Source organism: Roseisalinus antarcticus, assembly GCF_900172355.1.
GTDB classification, from domain to species: domain Bacteria; phylum Pseudomonadota; class Alphaproteobacteria; order Rhodobacterales; family Rhodobacteraceae; genus Oceanicola; species Oceanicola antarcticus_A.
In genome coordinates, this window is record NZ_FWFZ01000001.1 from 329,589 (window position 1) to 348,760 (window position 19,172).

The following is a 19,172-nucleotide window of genomic DNA, read 5'->3' on the forward strand; positions in this document are numbered from 1 at the left end:
GGGTCGGATCGGGGGCGGTGGGACGCATCAGCCCTTGCGGGTCGGATCGCGTGGCGGCGGGGGCCGCGAAGGGCTGCCCGGTGTATGCGACGACGAGGACGTCGGGGGCCTTGGCTGGGCGGGCCGGGCCGTCGGCGCCACCGGCTCCGGCGTGCCCAAAGCGGGGCGCGGCGGCCGCTGCCCTGCCCGCGGATCCTTCGAGCGAACGGCAACGCCGCCATGGGAGGGTGGCCGGCTTGGCGCTGACGTCCCCTGCGGCCCATGGGTGCCGTAGGACGGGGGTGCACCGGGCCGCGCCGGGCCGCCGGACGACCCGCCCTGCCCCGCAGGCTGTGGCGCTGGCGCGGGAGACGGCCCTTGCGACGGCGCTGTCGAGGGGCCGGGCGGCGCCGGGGCAGAGACATCGGCGGGACGCGACCCGCCAGACGGTTCGGGGGAGGACGGCCCCTCCGCCTTCGCCCCGGCCTCCGGTGGTGGCTGTGATTGGGTCGCAATCGGGGCGGGCGGCGCGTGATCCGGCCCGACCTGCTGCGCAGCCGGCATCGGAGACTCCGTCGGGTGCTGGCCTTCAGTCGCGGCGGCGGGCGGGGCGGGCTTGGGCCGGGCGGGCTCGTGCCAGGGTGTCGCCGCGTCGCCGGTGCGCGGATGCTCGGGCTCGGCCTCGGTCTCTTCCATGCCGCCGACCCGGTTGCGGCCCTCGTCCTTGGCGGCATAGAGCGCCTCGTCCGCCCGTTTCAGAAGGCTCGCGGAATTTCGCGCAGAGGTCGGATAGGCCGCGATCCCGGCCGAGATCGTGATCCGCGGCAGCGAGGCGCCGGCGTGACGGACCCCCATCGCCTCGACCGCGCCGCGCAGGCCTTCGGCCACCTCCCAGGTGCCCGCAAGATCGCGGCCCGGCAGCAGCACGGTAAATTCCTCGCCCCCCACCCGGCAGCATTTCTCACCCGGGCCCAGGGTGTCCTGCACCGCGGCGGCGATCGCCTGCAGGACGGCGTCGCCCGCGTCATGGCCCTGGGTGTCGTTGAACGTCTTGAACTTGTCCGCGTCGAACGAGATCAGGCCGAATGTCTGCCCGGTCCGGTCGGCCAGCGCCATTTCGCGCCGCATCGCATCCATGAAATAGCGCCGGTTGTGCAGGCCGGTCAGTGGGTCGCGCACCGATTGCTCGTGCAATTCGTCGCGCAGCCGGACATTCGCGATCGCCATCGAGATATGCTCCGCGCATTGCACGGTGAAATTCATCGCGTCCTTGAGCTTGGTCCCCGAATAGGTCTCGCCGTCGAAGCGGACATGCATCAGCCCCACCGTGTCGCCATGGGCGGAGACAGGAACGCAGACGTATTCGCAGGGGTAGTCCTCGTCCGGCGGATGTTCGAGGTGGTTGCAGACGAAGCAGATCCCCTTGGGATCGTACTGATAGGCCCGGCCCCGCCGCAGCGACCAGCAACTGTCGGGCGAGATGTTGCGGTGCAGCTTGTTGGTCACCCAGGAGCCGACCCCGTCGAGCACGTCGCGCGAGCTGGAATAGGTGTAGATTTCGCCCTCGGTGTCGGCCATCACGCGGCCCATGAACCGGGTCACGATCATGTAGAGCTCATCGAGTGTCTTGCAGCTTTGCAGCCATTCGTCGAGCAGGCTGAGCATCCTCGCCTCGTGCTGGCGGGCGTTCTCGGTGGCCAGCACGTTCTTGGCCCGCATCTCGGCGGCCTCGACCTCCGCCCTGGCGCTGATCAGGTCGCGGGCGGCGCGGCGCGCCTCGGTCACGTCGGTGAAGGTGACGACATAGCCGCCCGAGGCCGAGGGCCGCCCGTTGGTCAATACCATGCGGCCCGACGGCAGCTTGCGGTCGAAGGAATAGGGCAAATGCTCTTCGATGGCGTGCTTGGAGGCGTCGGCGTCCACCTCGGTCAACTCACCGCGCTGGAGGGCGAGGTCGCGAAACTCCTCCCGCATCATGCCGATGTAAAGCTGGCCGGGCTCCAGCTCCAGCACCTCGAAGACCCGCGCATTGTGAAGCTCGCACACGCCATCAGGGGACCAGACGAGAATCCCCTGCTCCATGATGTCCATGATTTCATTGGCGAAGTCGAACGGCTCCGCTGCCTCGGCCTTGTCGACCGCGGGCACCGCCCAATCCTCGCGCCACATGGCGGTGGTTCGCTCGTTGCTCACCAATATCCCTCGTCGGTCGCGCGTTGCGTCGTCAGAGCGTAGTCGCTGACGCTTGACATGGCATTAACGGTGCGGGGGGCATTGCGGCCAGCAACGGGCGGGGCGGTTTCCCCGCCCCGCTTTCAGTCGCTCGCGGACTGGAAGCCGCGCACGATCGCGCCGTAGCCGCCGTCGGTCATGAACGCCTGTTCCGCCGCGCTGCTCTCGCGGCCGAGGGCGGCGTTGCGGAACGGGAACCGGCCGAACCGGCGGATGATCTCACGGTGGCACCTGGCATGAAGCAGCGTGCCCGCGTCCCCCGGCAGCCGCGTCAGAAGCAGGCGGATGCACCGCTCCTGGTCCACCAGGTTCTCCGAATGCATCAGCGGCATGAAGAAGAAGTGACGCAGCGCGTCCGGCACCGATGCGTCCCAATCGCGGCCGATCGCCGCTTTCGACGCGGCCCGCGCGGATTTGTCGGTCGAAAAGGCGCACGGGTCGTCGCGGAAGATGTTGCGCGGAAACTGGTCCGTCAGCACGACATAGGCGAGGCTGCCCCGCGGGCTGGTCAGCCACAGCCCGTAGGCGCCATGAGAGGCCGCCTCCCAGGCCTCGCCGAACCGATCCCGCACCTGCCGGTCGAGCGCCTCGCCGCCCTCGAACCACCCTTTCGGCCCGACTTCATCGGCCCAGAACGACAACACGTCCTCCGGTTTGACCATGGCTTGTCCCCTGCAATCCCCAGGTCGATGAATTACGCAAGGTAAGGACGATTACAAGACCTTGCCGTCAGTCCCGGTCCCGGTCCCGGCTTCGGGCGCCTGCGCATCCATCTCGGCCTCGGCCTCGATATAGACCTCCTGGGCATAGCCGACGGCCACGGGCGAGGCCGTGGCCAGCACCCGGGCATAGGGCACGTGGCCCGCTGCGGCGCCGGTCGCGGGGCGCCGCACCATGCGGTAGATGCCGTAAAGCGCCACAGCCTCCATCAGGATGGTGATGAACAGCCAGAAGCCGCTCGGCCCGATGGTGCGCATCATGTAGCCGACGACGACCGGGCCCGCGATAGCCCCGACCCCGTTGATGAACACGAATCCCGCCGAGGCGGCGGCCATGTCCTCGGGCTCCAGGAAGTCGTTCGCATAGGCGATGATCAGCGCATAGAGCGGGTTGGTCGTCCCGCCGATCAGGGCCGCGCTGAAGATCAGGACGGCGAAGCTAGGCGGCAGCAGAAAGCCCACGAACGCCCCCGCCCCGCCGATCGCCGAGATCGCGATGATCAGCTTGCGCCGGTCGATGCGGTCCGACAGCCAGCCGATGGGATATTGCGAGATCAGCGCCGCCATGTAGATCGCCGAGACGAAGACCGAGATCTCGGGGATGCTCAGCCCGATCTGGGTCGCGTAGACGGCGGCCATGCCGAATTGCGCCGCGAACACCCCGCCCAGCAGCACCAGGTTGACCGCGGCCAGCGGCGAGGTCTCGATCAGCCCGCGCAGGTTCATCGGCTTGGTGGAGCCGAAGGCGGGCGTCGGCGAGATCGAAAGCAGGATCGGCGCGAAGGCGAGGCTCACCAGCACAGAGGGGATGATGAACAGGATGAACCCGCCCGCGTCGCTGAGCAGCAGCACGTATTGCGCGACGACGATCCCGCCCACCTGCACCAGCATGTAGAGCGACAGCGCCTGGCCCCGGGTCTCGTTCGTGCTGGAATTGTTCAGCCAGCTTTCGGCCGTCACGTAGACGCCTGAAAAGCAGAACCCGATCACAATACGGCCGATGATCCAGGCCCAGGGCTCGACCAGCGCGGGATAGAGGATCAGGATCGCCGATATGGTGGAGCCGAGCGCCGCGAAGACCCGCACGTGCCCGACCCGGCGGATCATCTCGGGGGCAAGGCGCGAGCCACCCAGAAAGCCCACGAAATAGGCCGACATGATCAGCGACATCTGGAAGGTCGAGAACCCCTCGATGGAGCCGCGGATCCCCAGAAGCGTGCCCTGCACGCCGTTGCCCATCATCAGCATGAACAACCCCAGCAGGAGCGGCCAGGAACTTCCGAGAACCGATATCATCGCATCACCCTGTCTGCTTTTTCCGCGGCTCTCTGCGCATAGCGGATCCCCGGGATCGGGGTCGCATCCCAATGCGACACGGGCGTGTCGCTGCGCATGAAACGTCTCGGGCCGGTAGCAGCGAAAAGCCGCGGACTTCAAGCCCCTGGAAGCAGCAGCGACGAGTCTCCGTAGGAAAAGAAGCGATACTCTCGGGCAATGGCATGCGCGTAGATCGCGCGGATCCGCTCCGGCCCCAACAGCGCCGAGACCAGCATCATCAGCGTCGATTTCGGCAGGTGGAAATTCGTCATCAGGCCGGCGGCCACGCGAAAGGTGAAGCCGGGCGTGATGAAGATATCGGTGTCTCCGGTCCATGGCGCGATGGCGCCGGTCGCGGCCGCCGCCGTCTCGATCAGGCGCAGGGCGGTGGTGCCCACCGGAATGACCCGGCCGCCGGCGGCCTGGGTGGCGGCAATCTCGGCGGCGGCCGTGGCCGTGACCTCGCCCCATTCGGCATGCATCCTGTGGTCGCGGATATCGTCGACCTTCACCGGCAGGAACGTGCCGGCGCCCACGTGCAGCGTCACATGGCTGAACCGCACGCCGCGCCCGCGCAGCGCCTCGAGCAGGGGCGCGTCGAAATGCAGCGACGCGGTGGGGGCCGCCACGGCGCCGGGACGCTCGGCCCAGATCGTCTGGTAATCGCGCTTGTCCTCGTCGTCCGCCGGCCGCTTGCCGGCGATATAGGGTGGCAGCGGCATCGCCCCGGCCTCGGCCAGCGCCGCGTCGAAATCCTCTCCCTGAAGGTTGAAGCCGAGGATCCCCTGCCCCTCCTCCCGCGCTTCGAGCCGAGCGCTCAGCTCGTCCGAGAACACGATCTGCTCGCCCGTCCGCAGCTTCTTGAGGGGCTTGATCAGGGCCGACCAGCGCCCGCCGGTGCGCGGTTCCAGCAGCGTGACCTCGATCCGCGCGGCGGTGCGCCCCTCGGCGCCGTCACGGAACCGCCGGCCCGAAAGCCGCGCCGGAATGACCCGCGTGTCGTTCAGCACAAGCCGGTCGCCCGGGCGCAGGATGTCGACCAGGTCGGTCACCAACCGGTCCGCGATCCCGTCGCCCTCGGCCAGCAACAGCCGGGCCGAGGACCGTGGCCGCGCGGGGCGGGTGGCGATCAGCTTTTCGGGCAGATCGAAATCGAAGTCGCTCAGCTTCATCTGGAGACCTCCGGTGGCGGGCGACGGAAGATCTCGCGGAACATGCCCGGGGTCAATGCCGAGAGCGGGTTGACCGAGACCCGCGGCTGCCCCACCGGCCCGGTGAGGGTGAAGTTGAAGCCGATCAGCCCCTCGCCCGGCCGCGTCAGCACCGAGCCGATCCCGTTCAGGATGTAGAACGGAGAGACCACTCCCTGGAAATTCATCTGCTGCGAGGCATGGGTATAGGTTCCGTCGAGCGAGACCCCGAGCGAGGGGCCCACGGCGCTCGATTCCGTCACGATGATCCGCTCGGGCGTCATCCGGAACCGGGCATCGACCGAGGTGAACGCCAGCCCCTGCCCATCCAACTGCTGCAGCAGGCCGACCACGCTGATCGCGTCGAGCAGCGCGGCCATCGCCGGCGCGTCCCGGATGCGCAAGTTGTTCAGCAGCAGTGCGCCGTCGAAGGTGCCCTCCCCGCCCGTCGGCAGCAGGATCAGCTCCAGGTCGCCGCCCTGGACGTTGGGCAGCAACTCGGCCGCGCGCAGCACCGCGCCCGCGTTGTCGGACGTCAGCAAGACCCCGGTCCGGCCGTCCATCGGCGCCACCCGGCCCTCGACCAGCGGCCCGCCGTTGACCCGGGCGGCGAAACTGCCGCCAAGGCCGCCCTCGGGCACGAACGACCCCGCGAAGTCGGTCAGCGCGAGGTTCTGGGTCACTTGCAGCCGGTCCAGCGCGATGGTGAGCGGCCCGCCCGCGCCGCCACCCCCGCCGCCGCCGAAGGCCGCCGCCCGCAGGTCCAGCCGCCCGCCCTCGACATCCACCGCCAGGGGCCGCCCGGCGCCCCGGTTGCGCAAGGTGACGGGCGCGTCGAGCCAGCTGCCCACCGCCAGCCGCGAGAACCGCGCGGCAACGAAGGCGCCGCCCGGCCCAAGCTCGATCCGTCCCTCCGCCGTCAGCCCCGGGGCCGAAAGGTCGAGCCGGTCGATCTGCGGCGCGGCGCCCAGGCTGCCGGCCACCTCGAGCCGCCCGGGCGTTCCGGCGGGCTTGGACCAGCCCACCCAGGGCAGCGAGAGGCCGACGCCCACCAGATCCGACACCAGCGAAAAGCGCGGCGGCGCCCCACTTGCCAGCGTCAGGTCAAGCTGGCCGCTGCCGGCGCCGCGGACGCTGCCCTCGGGCAGGGCTATGTTGAAGCTGTCCAGAAAGCGCGGCGAGATCTCCACCCTTGCCTCGATCTCGGCCGGGGCCCCTTCGGCGAACCGCTTGCGAAAGACCCCGGCCATGGGCACGCCGGCGACCTCGACCGGGCCGTCGATCTCCAGCCCCTCCGGCGTGGCCCGCAGCGACAGACGGTCGGCGCTCAGCGGGCGGCCCGGGATCAGCGCCCCGGCCCGCACCCCCGTCAGTTCGGCGGTCATGTCATAGCTGACCCGGTCCGGTGTCAGCCCGTCGCCCAGCGGCAGCAGCAATCGCCCCGAGACCTTCGCGCGGCCCTCCTCGGCCAGCGAGACCGGCAGGTTCGCGCCCGAGATCAGCCGCAGCGGCGGCTGGTCGAGCGTCGACAGCAGCGCCGTGATCGGCCCGTCCATCCGCAGCCCGAATTCCGCCCGCGTCTCGGGCAGGCCCATCACCGGGATCACCATGGAAGAGCCCGCGAGGTCCAGCCGTCCGCCTTCAGGCGCATCCAGGTGCCCTTCCTCCAGCGACAGGGCAAAGCCGCGCTCGATGATCTGGACGAAGCCCGCGCCGCCCTCGATCAGCGGCATCCGCGGCAGGAAGCGGACCGTGCTGTCCTCGAACTCAAGGTCAAGCGCGATGACCGGCTCGGCGCCCGCCTTGGCCCGCAGGCTGACAGCCATGTCGCGGAACAGGCCGCCGCGCAGGTTGCGCTCGAACCAGCCGCGCGTGCCCGGCCGCCATCCCGCGGGCCAGAGCGCCAGCGCCCGAAGCGCCGGGATCTCGGCCACCCGCGCATCGAGCGCGACGTTCCAGCCGGCCGGATCGGTCCAGACCGCGCCGCGTGTCCGCAGACGCGCGGGCCGCGCCGGCTCGCCGGGCGTGGCGGCGCCCGCGCCCAGCAACACGGATCCGGCCCCGATGGTCAGCCGGAAGGGGCTGAGTTCAAGCTTGAGGTCGAGCGTTCCGTCCGTCAGCTCCAGTGGCGCCCCGTAGAGGCCGCCCGGGTCGGTGGTCAGCCGCGACAGGTCGAACTGGCCCCAGATCTCGGACGGCACGCCGCCCTCGACCCCGCGCAGATAGGCGTGGCCCGAGGCCTCGAAGGCGGATTCCGCCGAGCGGATCTCGATCAGGTCGAAGCCGATCTCGCCCGGGCCGGGATCATAGGTCAGGTAGGTGCGGGCCCGCTCGAACGGGATCGGCCGCGCCTCGGCGGTGGGGCGCAGGGCGCCCGCGCCGATCTGCAGCCGCGCGTTGAGCGGGCCGATCGCGCCGTCCTCGCCCAGCGAGCCGCGCAGGTTGGCGGAAAGCGGCGCGTCGAGGACCGACAGCCAGCTGAGCGCGGGCGATTGCGTGGCGATGTCGGCCGCGGCGGCGTTCTCGACCGTCAGGGCCAGGTCGGCGGCCCGGCTGCCGTGCGCGGAGGTGTAGCGCGCCGACAGCAGCGTGGGCTCGGCCCGGCCGGACAGCAGGGTGAGGTCGGCGGCGATCTCGGTGTCGTCGCGGCCGAAGGTCATGGCGATCAGCCCGTCGTCGACGGTCCAGCTGCGGCCGGCGCGGGCATCGGTGTAGTTGATCACCAGGCCCTGGGCGCGGACCTGCTCCAGCGCGGCAAGCTCGGGCCGGGAGGCCGCGGCATCGACCCCGGCCAGCAGCGAGGCGAGGTCCGGCGCCTCGCCCTGCACCGCGCCGCCGGTGTCGAAGGCGACCGCGACGGAGCCGTCCGCGGCCCGGGCCAACGAGATCTCGGCGCCGGTGATGCGCACTTCCTGCGCCATCAGGCTGCGCTCGAACAGAAGACCGCGGGGCGAGAAAAGCGCCTCGATTGCCGGGATCCGGGCGATGCGCCTGCCGGTCCCATCCAGCAGCAGCGCGTCATTGAGCCGGACGCGCGGATGCAGGTCGCGGCCCAGGGTGACCTTGATGTCGGAAAACGTGAGCGTGCCGCCGATGAGCCCGGCCACCCGCGTCTCTATCTCCTGGCGGACCCAACTGGGCGCCGTGACCTCGCGCCCGATCAGCGACAGCGCGGCCACCATGGCGAAGACCACCGGCAGGAACGCGGTCAGCAGCGCGAGCCGGAGGGCGACGCCACGCCGCCCGCGCCGACGGCGCGGCCGCGCGGGGGCGGTGCGCACGGCGGCCGGTTCGGTGCTGTCGGTGTCGGCGGGGCCGTCGGTCATGGGGATCCTTGGGGTCCTTGTCTGCTTCCGGGCGGCAGTCACCCGAGGACCTTGTCCGCACCCCGGCCCTGCGGCACCTTTATTCTGGGCGAGCCCGGACTAGAACGAAACAGGCAACCTCACAACCATCACAACCATGACAAGGGAGACATCATGTCGGACGTCACACTGGAGCCGGGCGACGCAGCACCGGACTTTTCCCTGCCGCGCGATGGCGGCGGCACGGCCGCTCTGGCCGATTTCGCGGGTCAGGCGGTCGTGCTCTATTTCTATCCGCGCGACGACACCTCGGGCTGCACGAAGGAGGCGATCGCCTTCACCGATCACCTCGAGGCCTTCGCGGCGGCGGGGGCCGTCGTGTTGGGGGTCAGCAAGGACAGCGTCTCCAAGCACGACAAGTTCCGCGACAAGCACGGGCTGAAGGTCGCGCTTCTGTCGGACGAAGAGGGCGATGTCTGTGAACGCTACGGCGTGTGGAAGGAGAAGAACATGTATGGCAAGACCTACATGGGGATCGAACGGTCCACCTTCCTGATCGGCCCGGACGGCAAGATCGCAAAGGCCTGGCACAAGGTGAAGGTCCCCGGCCATGCCGAGGCGGTGCTGGACGCGGTGAAGGCACTCTGAGGCGCGGACCCCGGCGGAGCGCCGACTTTGGTGTGGCGTCCGCCCGGGTCGGGCGGACGCGGTGCCTCCGGCGGGAGTTTTTCGGCCAAGATGAAGGGGCGGGCGATGACGACACTGGCGCAGATGGCGGTGGAGGTTCTGACCACGGCGGACGGCCGGGCCAAGACGGCGCTGTCCCGGCGGCATGCGGCGGCCTGGGGCGAGGCGCGGCAGGCCGGAACGCCGATCCCGGTGGGCCGCGCCAGCCCGCCGCCGCGCCCCGCCCGGCCCGCGCATCCGGAGCTCTTGTCGCCGCGAGAGATGCCGAAACGCCGCCCCGGGACCGAGGCCGGGCGGCTCGCCATGCTGCACGCGGTGGCGCATATCGAGCTCAACGCCGTGGATCTGCACTGGGACATCATCGCGCGGTTCTCCGGCACGCCCATGCCACCGGGCTATTACGACGATTGGGTCAAGGCGGCTGACGAGGAATCGAAGCATTTCAACCTTCTGTGCGATTGCCTGGAGGCGCGGGGCAGCCATTACGGCGCATTGCCCGCCCATGCCGGCATGTGGCAGGCGGCCGAGGACACCGCGCAGGATTTCATGGGACGCCTTGCCGTGGTGCCGATGGTGCTGGAGGCACGGGGTTTGGACGTGACGCCGGGGATGATCGCACTTTTCCGCAAGGCCGGCGCCGAGGACGTGATCGCGGCCCTCGAGACCATCTATGCCGAGGAGGTCCATCACGTGGCCTACGGCGCGAAATGGTTCCATTTCCTCTGCGGCCGCGACAACCTTGACCCTGTGGTGGCCTTCCACGCCCTTGTGCGGCGCCATTTCCCGGGCGGGACCAAGCCGCCGTTCAACGAGGAAAAACGCGCCGAGGCCGGGCTTCCGCCCGATTTCTACTGGCCGCTCGCGGAGGAAAACGCGCGATAGGCACAGATTTCGGCGGGAAATTGCTCATCCGCCGACAAAGCCGGCAGATCGGGCCCCGCCGGGGGGCGAACGACTTGCGACCACAACTCCCCGCCGCTATCCCCCAAGAGGCGTCTGTCGGTTGGGGGACTGATCGGCGTCAAAAACGGGTTGGGACAGGACAAAGAGACGTGAGATCTCGGATTGCACAGCGGATACATGCCGCCCTTGAGCGCAAATTGCCGGAACGCCGGCTTTTCATCCGGTCGGAGACCGAGACCCGCTTCATACGACTGAAACCCGAGACCCAGCTTCTGGCCTGGATAGGCGCCGCGGGCCTGGTGTCTTGGAGCATCATCGCCACGGCGATCCTACTGATGGATTCGATCGGCGCCGGCAATTTCCGCGCCCAGGCCCTGCGCGACCAGATGATCTACGAAGAGCGGCTGAACGCCATGTCGATGGAGCGGGACCTGCGGGCCTCCGAAGCCACCGCCGCGCAGGAGCGGTTCGCGATCACCCTGCGGCAGGTCAGCGTCATGCAGACCGAGCTGTTGCAGGCCGAGACCGAGGTGCGCGAGCTCAAGGACGGGATCGAGGTCATCCAGGCCACCCTGCGTGACATGCGCCGGTCGCGCGACGATGCCCGCGACGAGGTGGGCGTGCTGGAAGCGCGGCTCGACATGCCCGATGGCGCGGGCGCGTCCGGGGCCGCCAGCGACGAGATGACCGGGACGGTCGACCTGCTGGCCTCGGCCCTCGCCGAGACCGCGGCCGAGCGTGACATGATCGCCGCCGACGCGGAATTCGCCCTCGATCACGCCGCCGAAATGGAGCTTGAACTGCGTCTGCTGCAGGACAAGAACGACCAGATCTTCCGCCAACTCGAAGACGCCTTCGTCGTCTCGGTCGAGCCGATCGAACGGATGTTCCGCGAGGCCGGTATGGACCCCGACGACCTGATCGCCCAGGTGCGCAGGGGATATTCGGGCACCGGCGGGCCGCTGACGCCGATGACCTTCTCCACCCGCGGCGGTGGCCCAGACCCCGACGCCGCGCGGGCCAACGGCATCATCGACCGGCTCGACCGGATCAACCTTTACCGAATCGCCGCCGAACGGGCGCCCTTCGACGTGCCGGTCAAGGCCAGCTTCCGCTATACCTCGGGCTTCGGGATGCGCTGGGGCCGGATGCACAACGGCACCGATTTCGCCGCCCCCGTCGGAACCCCGATCTACAGCACCGCCGATGGCGTCGTGACCCATGCCGGCTGGTCCTCGGGCTATGGCCGCCTGATCAAGATCCAGCACGAGTTCGGAATCGAGACCCGCTACGCCCATCTCAACCGAATTCGGGTCAACGTTGGCGAAAGGGTATCGCGCGGAGAGCGGATCGGTGATATGGGCAATTCCGGACGGTCGACCGGGCCGCACCTGCACTACGAGGTGCGCATCGGTGGTCGGCCCGTAAACCCCATGATCTACATACGAGCGGGACAAGATGTTTTCTAAGAGCAAGATCAACGAGCCGGGGCCTCGCGCCGGCGACAGCAGCTCCTCTTCGGAGACGCCGAAACCCAGCGCACCGAGCGGCAAGGAGTACAAGCCGGCCGCGCCCAAGGCCAAGCCGCCGGCGTCGATCCTGTCCGCGGACCTGCATGTGACCGGCAATCTCAAGACCTCCGGCGACATCCAGATCGAGGGCCAGGTCGATGGCGACATCCGCGCCCACCTTCTGACGGTCGGTGAAGGCGCCACCGTCAAGGGCGAGTGCATCGCCGATGACGTGGTGGTCAATGGCCGCATCGTCGGGCGTGTCCGCGGCCTCAAGGTGCGGCTGACGTCGACCGCGCGGGTCGAGGGTGACATCATCCACAAGACCATCGCGATCGAGAGCGGCGCCCATTTCGAAGGCTCGGTCCAGCGCCAGGACGACCCGCTGCAAAGCAGCGGAAGCGGCAAGCCGATGCAGAAGCCCGGCGCCAAGGCAGACGGCGCCTCGGCCAACAACTCGAACAGCGGTCAACCGTCCTGATCTGACCTTGTGACGGACAGCATCCCACCTCCCGCATCGGGACAGGCCCCGCGCAAGCCGGGGCCTGTTTTCGTTTCCGGCTTTTGCGACCCCGGCAAGCGTCACCTGATCCTCATCGCCGCCGTCCTGGCCTCGGCGATGGGGTTCATTGATGGCACCGTGGTCCCGATCGCGATTCCGGCGATCCGGTCCTCTCTGGGCGCGTCGCTGGGCGAGGCGACCTGGATCAACAACGCCTACATGCTGACACTCTCGGCGCTGATCCTGGCGGGCGGCGCCTTCGGCGACCGCTTCGGTCTTGCGCGGGTGTTCACCCTGGGGATCGGGCTCTTCGTCGTGACCTCGACGATCTGCGCCCTCGCCCCCTCGCCCGAGCTGCTGATCATCGCGCGCTTCGCCCAGGGCGTGGGCGCCTCGCTGATGGTGCCGGGCTCTCTGGCAATCCTGTCGCGGGCCTATCCGCGCGAAGAGCGCGGCACCGCCATCGGAACCTGGGCCGCCGCAGCCGCGGTCACCACGGCGGCAGGGCCGATCATCGGCGGTCTGATCCTGGCCCTGGGCGGGGTCGAGATGTGGCGCGGGATCTTCGTCATCAACATCCCCATCGGCCTGGTGGCGATCTGGCTGGTGCGCCGCGGCGTCCGCGAGGACAACGCCCGCCCGGGCGACCCCATCGACCTGCGCGGCGCCGCACTGGCAAGCGCGGGGCTGGGCGCACTGGCCTGGGCCATGACCCATGCCGAATACGGCCAGGTCGGCCCGCTCCTGTTCTCCGTGGCGGGCGCGGGCGTGCTGATCCTGGGGCTGTTCGTGCTGCATGAATGGCGCTGCCCGGCGCCCATGCTGCCCCTGTCACTCTTTGCAAGCCGGACCTTCTCGGCCGCGAATTTCGTGACCTTCACGCTCTATTTCGGCCTCTCCGCGATCCTGTTCTTTCTACCGATCCTGGTGATCGCGGCCTGGAGCATCCCCGAGATCTTTGCCGCCGCGGCCCTCGCGCCGCTGTCGATCTTCATGATGCTGTTCTCGCGCGGCTTCGGCCGGATGGCTTTGCGCGTGGGGCCCGGCGTGCTGATCGGGACCGGGGCGCTGCTGGTCGCGGTGGCCTATGGATGGCTGGCCAATTCGGTGGAGAGCAACCTGTTCTGGGCCGGGGTCCTGCCGCCGATGGCGCTTGGCGGGCTGGGGATGGCGATGGTCGTGGCGCCGCTGTCCACGGCGGTCATGGGCTCGGTCAGCGAAGGTCAGACCGGGGCCGCATCGGGCGTGAACAACGCCGTCAGCCGGATCGCGGGCCTGTTTGCCGTGGCCGCCATGTCGAGCGTCGTGTCCCGGGCCTATGCCGCGGCGGGCGGGCCGCTGAGTTATGGCATCCCGTCCGACGCCGAGGGCCATGCGCAGGCGATGGTCGCGGCCTTCGCCTCGGTCGCCTGGATCGCCGCGGGGCTGGCCGCGCTGTCGTCGCTGGTGGCCTTTGCCGGGGTGCTCCTGCCGAAGGACTAGGCCCCAGGCCGCTCGACCAATGCGCGGCGATAGATGTGCCATGTGGCATGGCCGAACACCGGCAGCGCCAGCACCAGGCCCAGGAACCAGGGCACAAGCGCCACCAGGGTTCCCACCGCCACCACGCAGGCCCAGGCCAGCATCACCAGCAGGTTCTCGCGCACCACGCCCACGCTGAGGATCATCGCGGTGACGAAATCCACCTCCCGGTCCAGCAACAGCGGCAAGCTGACCACGGTCAGCGAGAACAGCAGAAACGCCAGCACGCCGCCCACCGCGAGTTCGACCGCGATCATCGTCAGGCCGTTCGGGGTGACAAACGCCTCCCACGAGCCGGAGATGTTGGTCAGCACGCCAAGTCCCATGAAGAGCGCAAAGATCATGTGGGCGAGGAAGGTCCAGAACAGGAAGTAGATCACGATGATCGCCCCCATCCACGGGATCTGCCGGCCCCTCTCGGCCCAGACCACGCCCAGGACCCTGGCCCAGTCCAGCGGCTCGCCCGCTTCCAGCCGCCGCGACACCTCGTAAAGGCCCACGGCCGCGAAAGGGGCGGCCAGCGGAAAGCCCAGCGACGTGGCCAGCACCCAGGTCACCTGGCCCGCGCCCAGCCAGACCATGGCAAAGCCACCCAGTACGTAGACCGCCGAGAAGAAGACGCCGAACATCGGGGCGCGGCGGAAATCCTCCAACCCCAGGCGCAGGCAGGCGCCCAGATCGCCGGGGGTCAACCGGTCATATCCCGGCAGCTTCGAGGCTGGCGGCATCACCCCGCCCGCAGCGTCCATCATCGGCATGTCCTCCCGGTCGGATCATCGCCAGACCGGCCCGCCTGCGTCAAGCGCGGTGTCAGCCCAGGCCGCTCTCTGCCTCGGGGACGGAGCCGGATGACAGTTTATGCAGGCTGGCGGCCACCTGGTCGGCCGTGGGCAGGTCCCCGGCCAGTTCGAGGATCGGCGCCGTCTGGGTCGAGAGCCAGCTGAGATGGCGATGCAGGCTGCGACCGCCGAAATACAGATTGTCATAGGCCGCAGCCCAGTCGAGAAAGGCGCGGTGTGTGCGCTCCATGTCGCCGCCCGGCAGGATCCGGGGGCCGAACCGGAGGGCCTCACGCTCGCGCAGGCGCATCATCCGCATGGCGGTGCGCAGCCGCAGAAAGACGATCAGGTCGGCCGCCGCGATCACCGCGTCGCCCCAGCCGTCGGCAGAGCCCGCAACCACCCAGCCGCCCTGCCCCTGCGCGGCCGTCATCAGCGCCACCCGCTCGGCCGCCGGACGCTTGACCGTGAACGGCGAGGGCGTCGGCAGCCAGTAGAAATCGTCCGTATCCAGAAGCGGCACGTTCAGCGCCTCGGCCATGGCGCGGCCAAGGGTCGTCGTGCCTGTGCCCGAGCCTCCCGTGATATAGACCCGGGCGCTCATCGGCTCAGTCTTCGGCCTGGGCCTCGGCCCGGCTCTTGCCCGAGACATCGAGCGCGAGCGTGGCGGCCATGAAGGCGTCGAGGTCCCCGTCCAGCACCCCGCCGGTATCGGATGTCTCGTGCCCTGTGCGCAGGTCCTTCACCATCTGGTAGGGTTGCAGCACGTAAGACCGGATCTGGTTGCCCCAGCCGGCGTCCCCCTTGTTCTCGTGGGCCTCGGTGATGGCGGCGTTCCGCCGGTCAAGCTCCATCTGGTAGAGCCGCGATTTCAGCGCCTTCATGGCGATGTCGCGGTTCTGGTGCTGGGACTTCTCAGAGCTGGTCACCACGATCCCGGTGGGAATATGGGTGATCCGCACCGCCGAATCCGTGGTGTTCACATGCTGGCCCCCCGCCCCCGAGGAGCGGTAGGTGTCGAGCCGGATGTCCGCCGGATTGACCTCGATCTCGATATTGTCGTCCACAACCGGGTAGACCCAGACCGACGAAAACGACGTGTGCCGCCGCGCTGCCGAATCGTAGGGCGAGATCCGCACCAGCCGGTGCACGCCGCTTTCGGATTTCAGCCAGCCATAGGCGTTGGGCCCGCTGATCTTGTAGGCGGCGGACTTGATCCCCGCCTCCTCGCCCGCGCTTTCCGATTGCAGTTCCACCTTGTAGCCGTGCTTTTCGGCCCAGCGGACATACATCCGCGCCAGCATCGACGCCCAGTCACAGCTTTCGGTGCCGCCCGCGCCCGAGTTGATCTCGAGGAAGGTGTCGTTGCCGTCGGCCTCGCCGTCCAGCAGCGCCTCAAGCTCTTTCTGGGCCGCGCGGACCCTGAGATCCTTGAGCGCGGTCTCGGCCTCGCCCACGACCTCCGTGTCGTCCTCCATCTCGCCCAGCTCGATCAGCTCGACGTTGTCGGTCAGATCGCGCTTGATCGCCTTGTAGGTGTCGATCGCATCGACCAGCATCTGCCGGTCGCGCATCAGCTTCTGCGCGGCGGTGGGATCGTCCCAGAGGGTGGGATCCTCGACGCGCGCGTTGAATTCTTCCAGCCGGTGGGGGGCCGTCTCCCAGTCCATCCGCTGACGCAACAGTGCCAGCGATTTCTCGATGGCCTCGACTGTGGATTGGATTTCCGCGCGCATGGCATCCTCTTGCTGGTCCGGTCGACCTGATAGCGAAAGGCCGCACTCCCGGCAAGGCGGAGACGTCTCCGGGCACCGATACAGCGTTCACAAACTTCCTTGCCAGTCTAGCCGAGCCATCGCCGCGATGCAGCCGACATCTCGCCGCAAGCGGCCGGCCTCAGTACAGGCCACCCGAGCTGATCGTGCCGAAGCTGGCCCGCGGCCCGACGTTGACCCGCTCCCCGGTCGAGGTGGTGACGGAGGTCGTGCCGCCGTTGGCGCCGCGCACCTCGTCCAGCAGAGGCAGATCGCCGGCCATGGCAAAGCCGCCGTCGAAGGTGATGCCGAAGAGCGGCTCTTCGCCCGGACGGAAACATTCGCTGACCACGTTGCCGCCCTGGGCCCCGTCGGGCAGCCGGGCGCCGGTGAAACGGTCGATGTTGATGAACTGGCAGTCGTTCGGCACCGCGAAGGCGCCGCCGCCATAGCGCTGGACCGCCCGGGACATGAACCGCTGGAACACCGGCCCGCAGGTGCCGCCGCCGGAGGTTCCCGCCATCCGGCGCGGCGTGTCGTAGCCGATGTAGCAGCCCGCGACGATGTTCGACGAGAAGCCGACGAACCAGACGTCCTTGTTGTCGTTGGTCGTGCCGGTCTTGCCCGCGATCGGCACCGGCAGGTTGACGGTGCGGCTGGCCGTGCCGCGCTGCACGACGCCCTCGAGCATCGTGGTCAACTGATAGGCGGTGATCTCGTTCATCACCCGCTCGCGGCTGGAGGTGATCCGCGGGGCCCGTCCGGCCTCCAGCGAGGCGATGTCGCAATCCACGCAAGAGCGCTGGTCGTGCCGGTAGACGGTGCGGCCGAACCTGTCCTGCACCCGGTCGACCAGCGTCGGCTCCACCCGCTCGCCGCCGTTGGCGAACATCGCGTAGGCCGCGACCATGCGGAACAGGGTCGTCTCGTCGGCCCCCAGCGCCGTGGAGAGCACCCGGGACATGTTGTCGTAGACGCCGAAGCGCTCGGCATATTGCGCCACGACATCCATGCCGACCTCTTGTGCGAGGCGCACGGTCATCAGGTTCCGCGATTGCTCGATCCCGGTCCGAAGCGGGGTCGGGCCGTAGAACTGGTTCGACGCGTTCTGCGGCCGCCAGATGCCCTGGGCCGTCGCGACCTCGATCGGGGCATCGACGATGATCGTGGCCGGGGTATAGCCGGAATCGAGGGCCGCGGCATAGACGAAGGGCTTGAACGCCGAGCCGGGCTGGCGCAGCGCCTGGGTGGCGCGGTTGAACACCGAATGCTGGTAGGAAAAGCCCCCCTGCATCGCGATCACCCGCCCGGTGTTGACGTCCATCGCCATGAAGGCACCCTGCACCTGCGGCACCTGCCGCAGCGACCAGCGCACCAGCGAACCGTCGTCATTGGTGACCCGGCGCACATGGACCACGTCGCCCAGCTCGAACTCGTCGAAGAAACTGCCCGGCAGCCAGGAGATGTCGGAGCGAGGCACCGCCACGGTGCCCTCCACGTCCTCGACCCCCAGCGTCATCTCGCGGTCGCCCCGGTCCAACACAACGGCCACGTGCCAGCGGTTGCCCAGCACGATGTCCCGGGCGACGTTGGTGTCGGCAAGCGCCGCGCGCCAGGCCTCTTCGCTGTCCAGCGCTTCGGGCGGGACGGACTTGCCCGTGCCCCGCCAGCGGCCAAGGCCACGGTCGTAATCTTCCAGCGACTGACGCAGCGCGGTCGCCGCGGCCTCCTGCATCTCGGGGTCGATCGTGGCGCGGATCGACAGGCCGCCGCTGAAGAACTCCTCTTCGCCGAAGTCCCGGCTTAGCTGGCGACGGATCTCGTCGGTGAAGTAGTCCCGCGGCGGCAGCTCGGACCGGAAGCTCTCGATCTCGCCGCCCTGCACAGTCTCGAGCGGCGCGTCGCGCTCCGTCTCATAGGTGGCCCGGTCGATGTAGCCGTTCTCGAACATCTCCCGCAGGGTGTTGTTGCGCCAGAAGATCGCGTCCTCGCGATTGCGCACCGGGTGGCGGTTCGACGGCGCCTTGGGCAACGACGCCAGATACGCCGCCTCGCCCGCCGTCAGCTCGTCCAGCGACTTGTTGAAATAGGTCTGGGCGGCGGCGGTGACCCCGTAGGAATTCTGCCCCAGGAAGATCTCGTTGAGGTAAAGCTCCAGGATCCGTTCCTTGCTCATGGAGCCTTCCATCCGCGCGGCCAGGATGATCTCCTTGATCTTGCGCTCGGCGGTGCGGTCGGAGCTGAGCAGGAAGTTCTTCATCACCTGCTGGGTGATGGTCGAGGCGCCGCGCAGGTCCTGCCCGCCCGACTGGACCGCGCCCACGAAGGCGGCGACCATGCCGCGCACGTCGTAGCCCTGGTGGGTGTAGAAATTCTTGTCCTCGGCCGAGATGAAGGCCTGCTTGACCAGGTCGGGGATCTCTGCGGCGGTGGTGAACAGCCGGCGCTCGGTCGCGAATTCGTCGATGATCCGACCTTCGCCCGAATAGATCCGGCTGATGGTCTTGGGGGTGTACTGCGCCAGCACCTCGTAGGACGGCAGGTCCTTGCCATACATGTAGAACACGGCGCCGATGGTCAGCCCCGCCATGGCCAGGCCCAGAACGATCATCGAAAAGACCGCACCGATGGCGTTGAGGATAGGGCGCAAGATCAAGGGTCGGTCTCCGGTCAACAGTTTGGCCATCATATGCGGGCAAACCCTTGGGGTCAAAAGCCCCCTTCGGCCGATCCGGCTCTTTTTCGCCGCCCGGCGGATCACGCTTGCGTGGTG

The 19,172-nt window shown here is 68.8% G+C and carries 14 protein-coding genes; 5 read left to right on the forward strand and 9 right to left on the reverse strand.

Annotated elements, in window-relative coordinates; all coding sequences use genetic code 11:
• Nucleotides 1-27 precede the first annotated feature (27 nt).
• From ROA7023_RS01560 to ROA7023_RS01580, 5 genes are all read right to left on the reverse strand, one after another.
• Nucleotides 28-2,172, reverse strand: coding sequence for a sensor domain-containing diguanylate cyclase (locus ROA7023_RS01560; protein WP_143535409.1), 2,145 nt, complete (start codon nt 2,170-2,172; stop codon nt 28-30).
• A gap of 122 nt (nt 2,173-2,294) precedes the next feature.
• The gene (locus ROA7023_RS01565) at nt 2,295-2,873 is read right to left on the reverse strand and encodes a DUF924 family protein (protein ID WP_085877238.1); all 579 of its coding nucleotides are present in this window, start codon (nt 2,871-2,873) and stop codon (nt 2,295-2,297) included.
• 51 nt (nt 2,874-2,924) lie between these two features.
• The gene (locus tag ROA7023_RS01570) at nt 2,925-4,226 is read right to left on the reverse strand and encodes an MFS transporter (RefSeq protein WP_085877239.1); all 1,302 of its coding nucleotides are present in this window, start codon (nt 4,224-4,226) and stop codon (nt 2,925-2,927) included.
• A gap of 137 nt (nt 4,227-4,363) precedes the next feature.
• On the reverse strand, nt 4,364-5,419 hold the full coding sequence (gene queA / locus ROA7023_RS01575; protein WP_085877240.1) for a tRNA preQ1(34) S-adenosylmethionine ribosyltransferase-isomerase QueA: 1,056 nt from the start codon (nt 5,417-5,419) through the stop codon (nt 4,364-4,366).
• Nucleotides 5,416-8,763, reverse strand: a complete 3,348-nt coding sequence (locus ROA7023_RS01580; protein ID WP_085877241.1) for an AsmA-like C-terminal region-containing protein — start codon at nt 8,761-8,763, stop codon at nt 5,416-5,418. The genes queA and ROA7023_RS01580 overlap by 4 nt, the downstream gene beginning before the upstream one ends.
• 153 nt (nt 8,764-8,916) lie before the next feature.
• Here ROA7023_RS01580 and bcp point away from each other — a divergent pair, with 153 nt between their 5' ends.
• The 5 genes from bcp (at nt 8,917) to ROA7023_RS01605 (ending at nt 13,827) form a co-directional block, all read left to right on the forward strand.
• Nucleotides 8,917-9,390: a thioredoxin-dependent thiol peroxidase gene (gene bcp / locus ROA7023_RS01585; protein WP_085877242.1), complete on the forward strand. Its 474-nt coding sequence runs from the start codon at nt 8,917-8,919 to the stop codon at nt 9,388-9,390.
• Nucleotides 9,391-9,495: 105 nt separating this feature from the next.
• On the forward strand, nt 9,496-10,311 hold the full coding sequence (locus ROA7023_RS01590; RefSeq protein ID WP_085877243.1) for a ferritin-like domain-containing protein: 816 nt from the start codon (nt 9,496-9,498) through the stop codon (nt 10,309-10,311).
• Between the two features lie 170 nt (nt 10,312-10,481).
• Complete coding sequence (locus ROA7023_RS01595; protein WP_085877244.1) at nt 10,482-11,801, forward strand: M23 family metallopeptidase; 1,320 nt, start codon at nt 10,482-10,484, stop codon at nt 11,799-11,801.
• Nucleotides 11,791-12,324 (forward strand): bactofilin family protein, encoded by a 534-nt coding sequence (locus tag ROA7023_RS01600; protein WP_085877245.1) that lies wholly within the window; start codon nt 11,791-11,793, stop codon nt 12,322-12,324. Before ROA7023_RS01595 ends, ROA7023_RS01600 begins: the two co-directional genes overlap by 11 nt.
• Nucleotides 12,325-12,333: 9 nt before the next feature.
• Entirely contained in the window at nt 12,334-13,827 is a 1,494-nt protein-coding gene (locus ROA7023_RS01605) for an MFS transporter (protein WP_234991970.1), read from the forward strand.
• On the opposite strand, the gene ROA7023_RS01610 is transcribed toward ROA7023_RS01605, so the two are convergent.
• The 4 genes from ROA7023_RS01610 to ROA7023_RS01625 all read right to left on the reverse strand — a co-directional run bounded on the left by ROA7023_RS01610 (nt 13,824) and on the right by ROA7023_RS01625 (nt 19,052).
• Nucleotides 13,824-14,618, reverse strand: coding sequence for a DUF2189 domain-containing protein (locus ROA7023_RS01610; RefSeq protein ID WP_370739183.1), 795 nt, complete (start codon nt 14,616-14,618; stop codon nt 13,824-13,826). The two genes, ROA7023_RS01605 and ROA7023_RS01610, sit on opposite strands and share 4 nt — an antisense overlap.
• A 58-nt stretch (nt 14,619-14,676) precedes the next feature.
• Complete coding sequence (locus ROA7023_RS01615; protein WP_085877246.1) at nt 14,677-15,249, reverse strand: P-loop NTPase family protein; 573 nt, start codon at nt 15,247-15,249, stop codon at nt 14,677-14,679.
• Between the two features lie 4 nt (nt 15,250-15,253).
• Nucleotides 15,254-16,381, reverse strand: a complete 1,128-nt coding sequence (gene prfB / locus ROA7023_RS01620; protein WP_085877247.1) for a peptide chain release factor 2 — start codon at nt 16,379-16,381, stop codon at nt 15,254-15,256.
• Nucleotides 16,382-16,541: 160 nt separating this feature from the next.
• Nucleotides 16,542-19,052, reverse strand: coding sequence for a penicillin-binding protein 1A (locus ROA7023_RS01625; RefSeq protein ID WP_085877435.1), 2,511 nt, complete (start codon nt 19,050-19,052; stop codon nt 16,542-16,544).
• Nucleotides 19,053-19,172 lie beyond the last annotated feature (120 nt).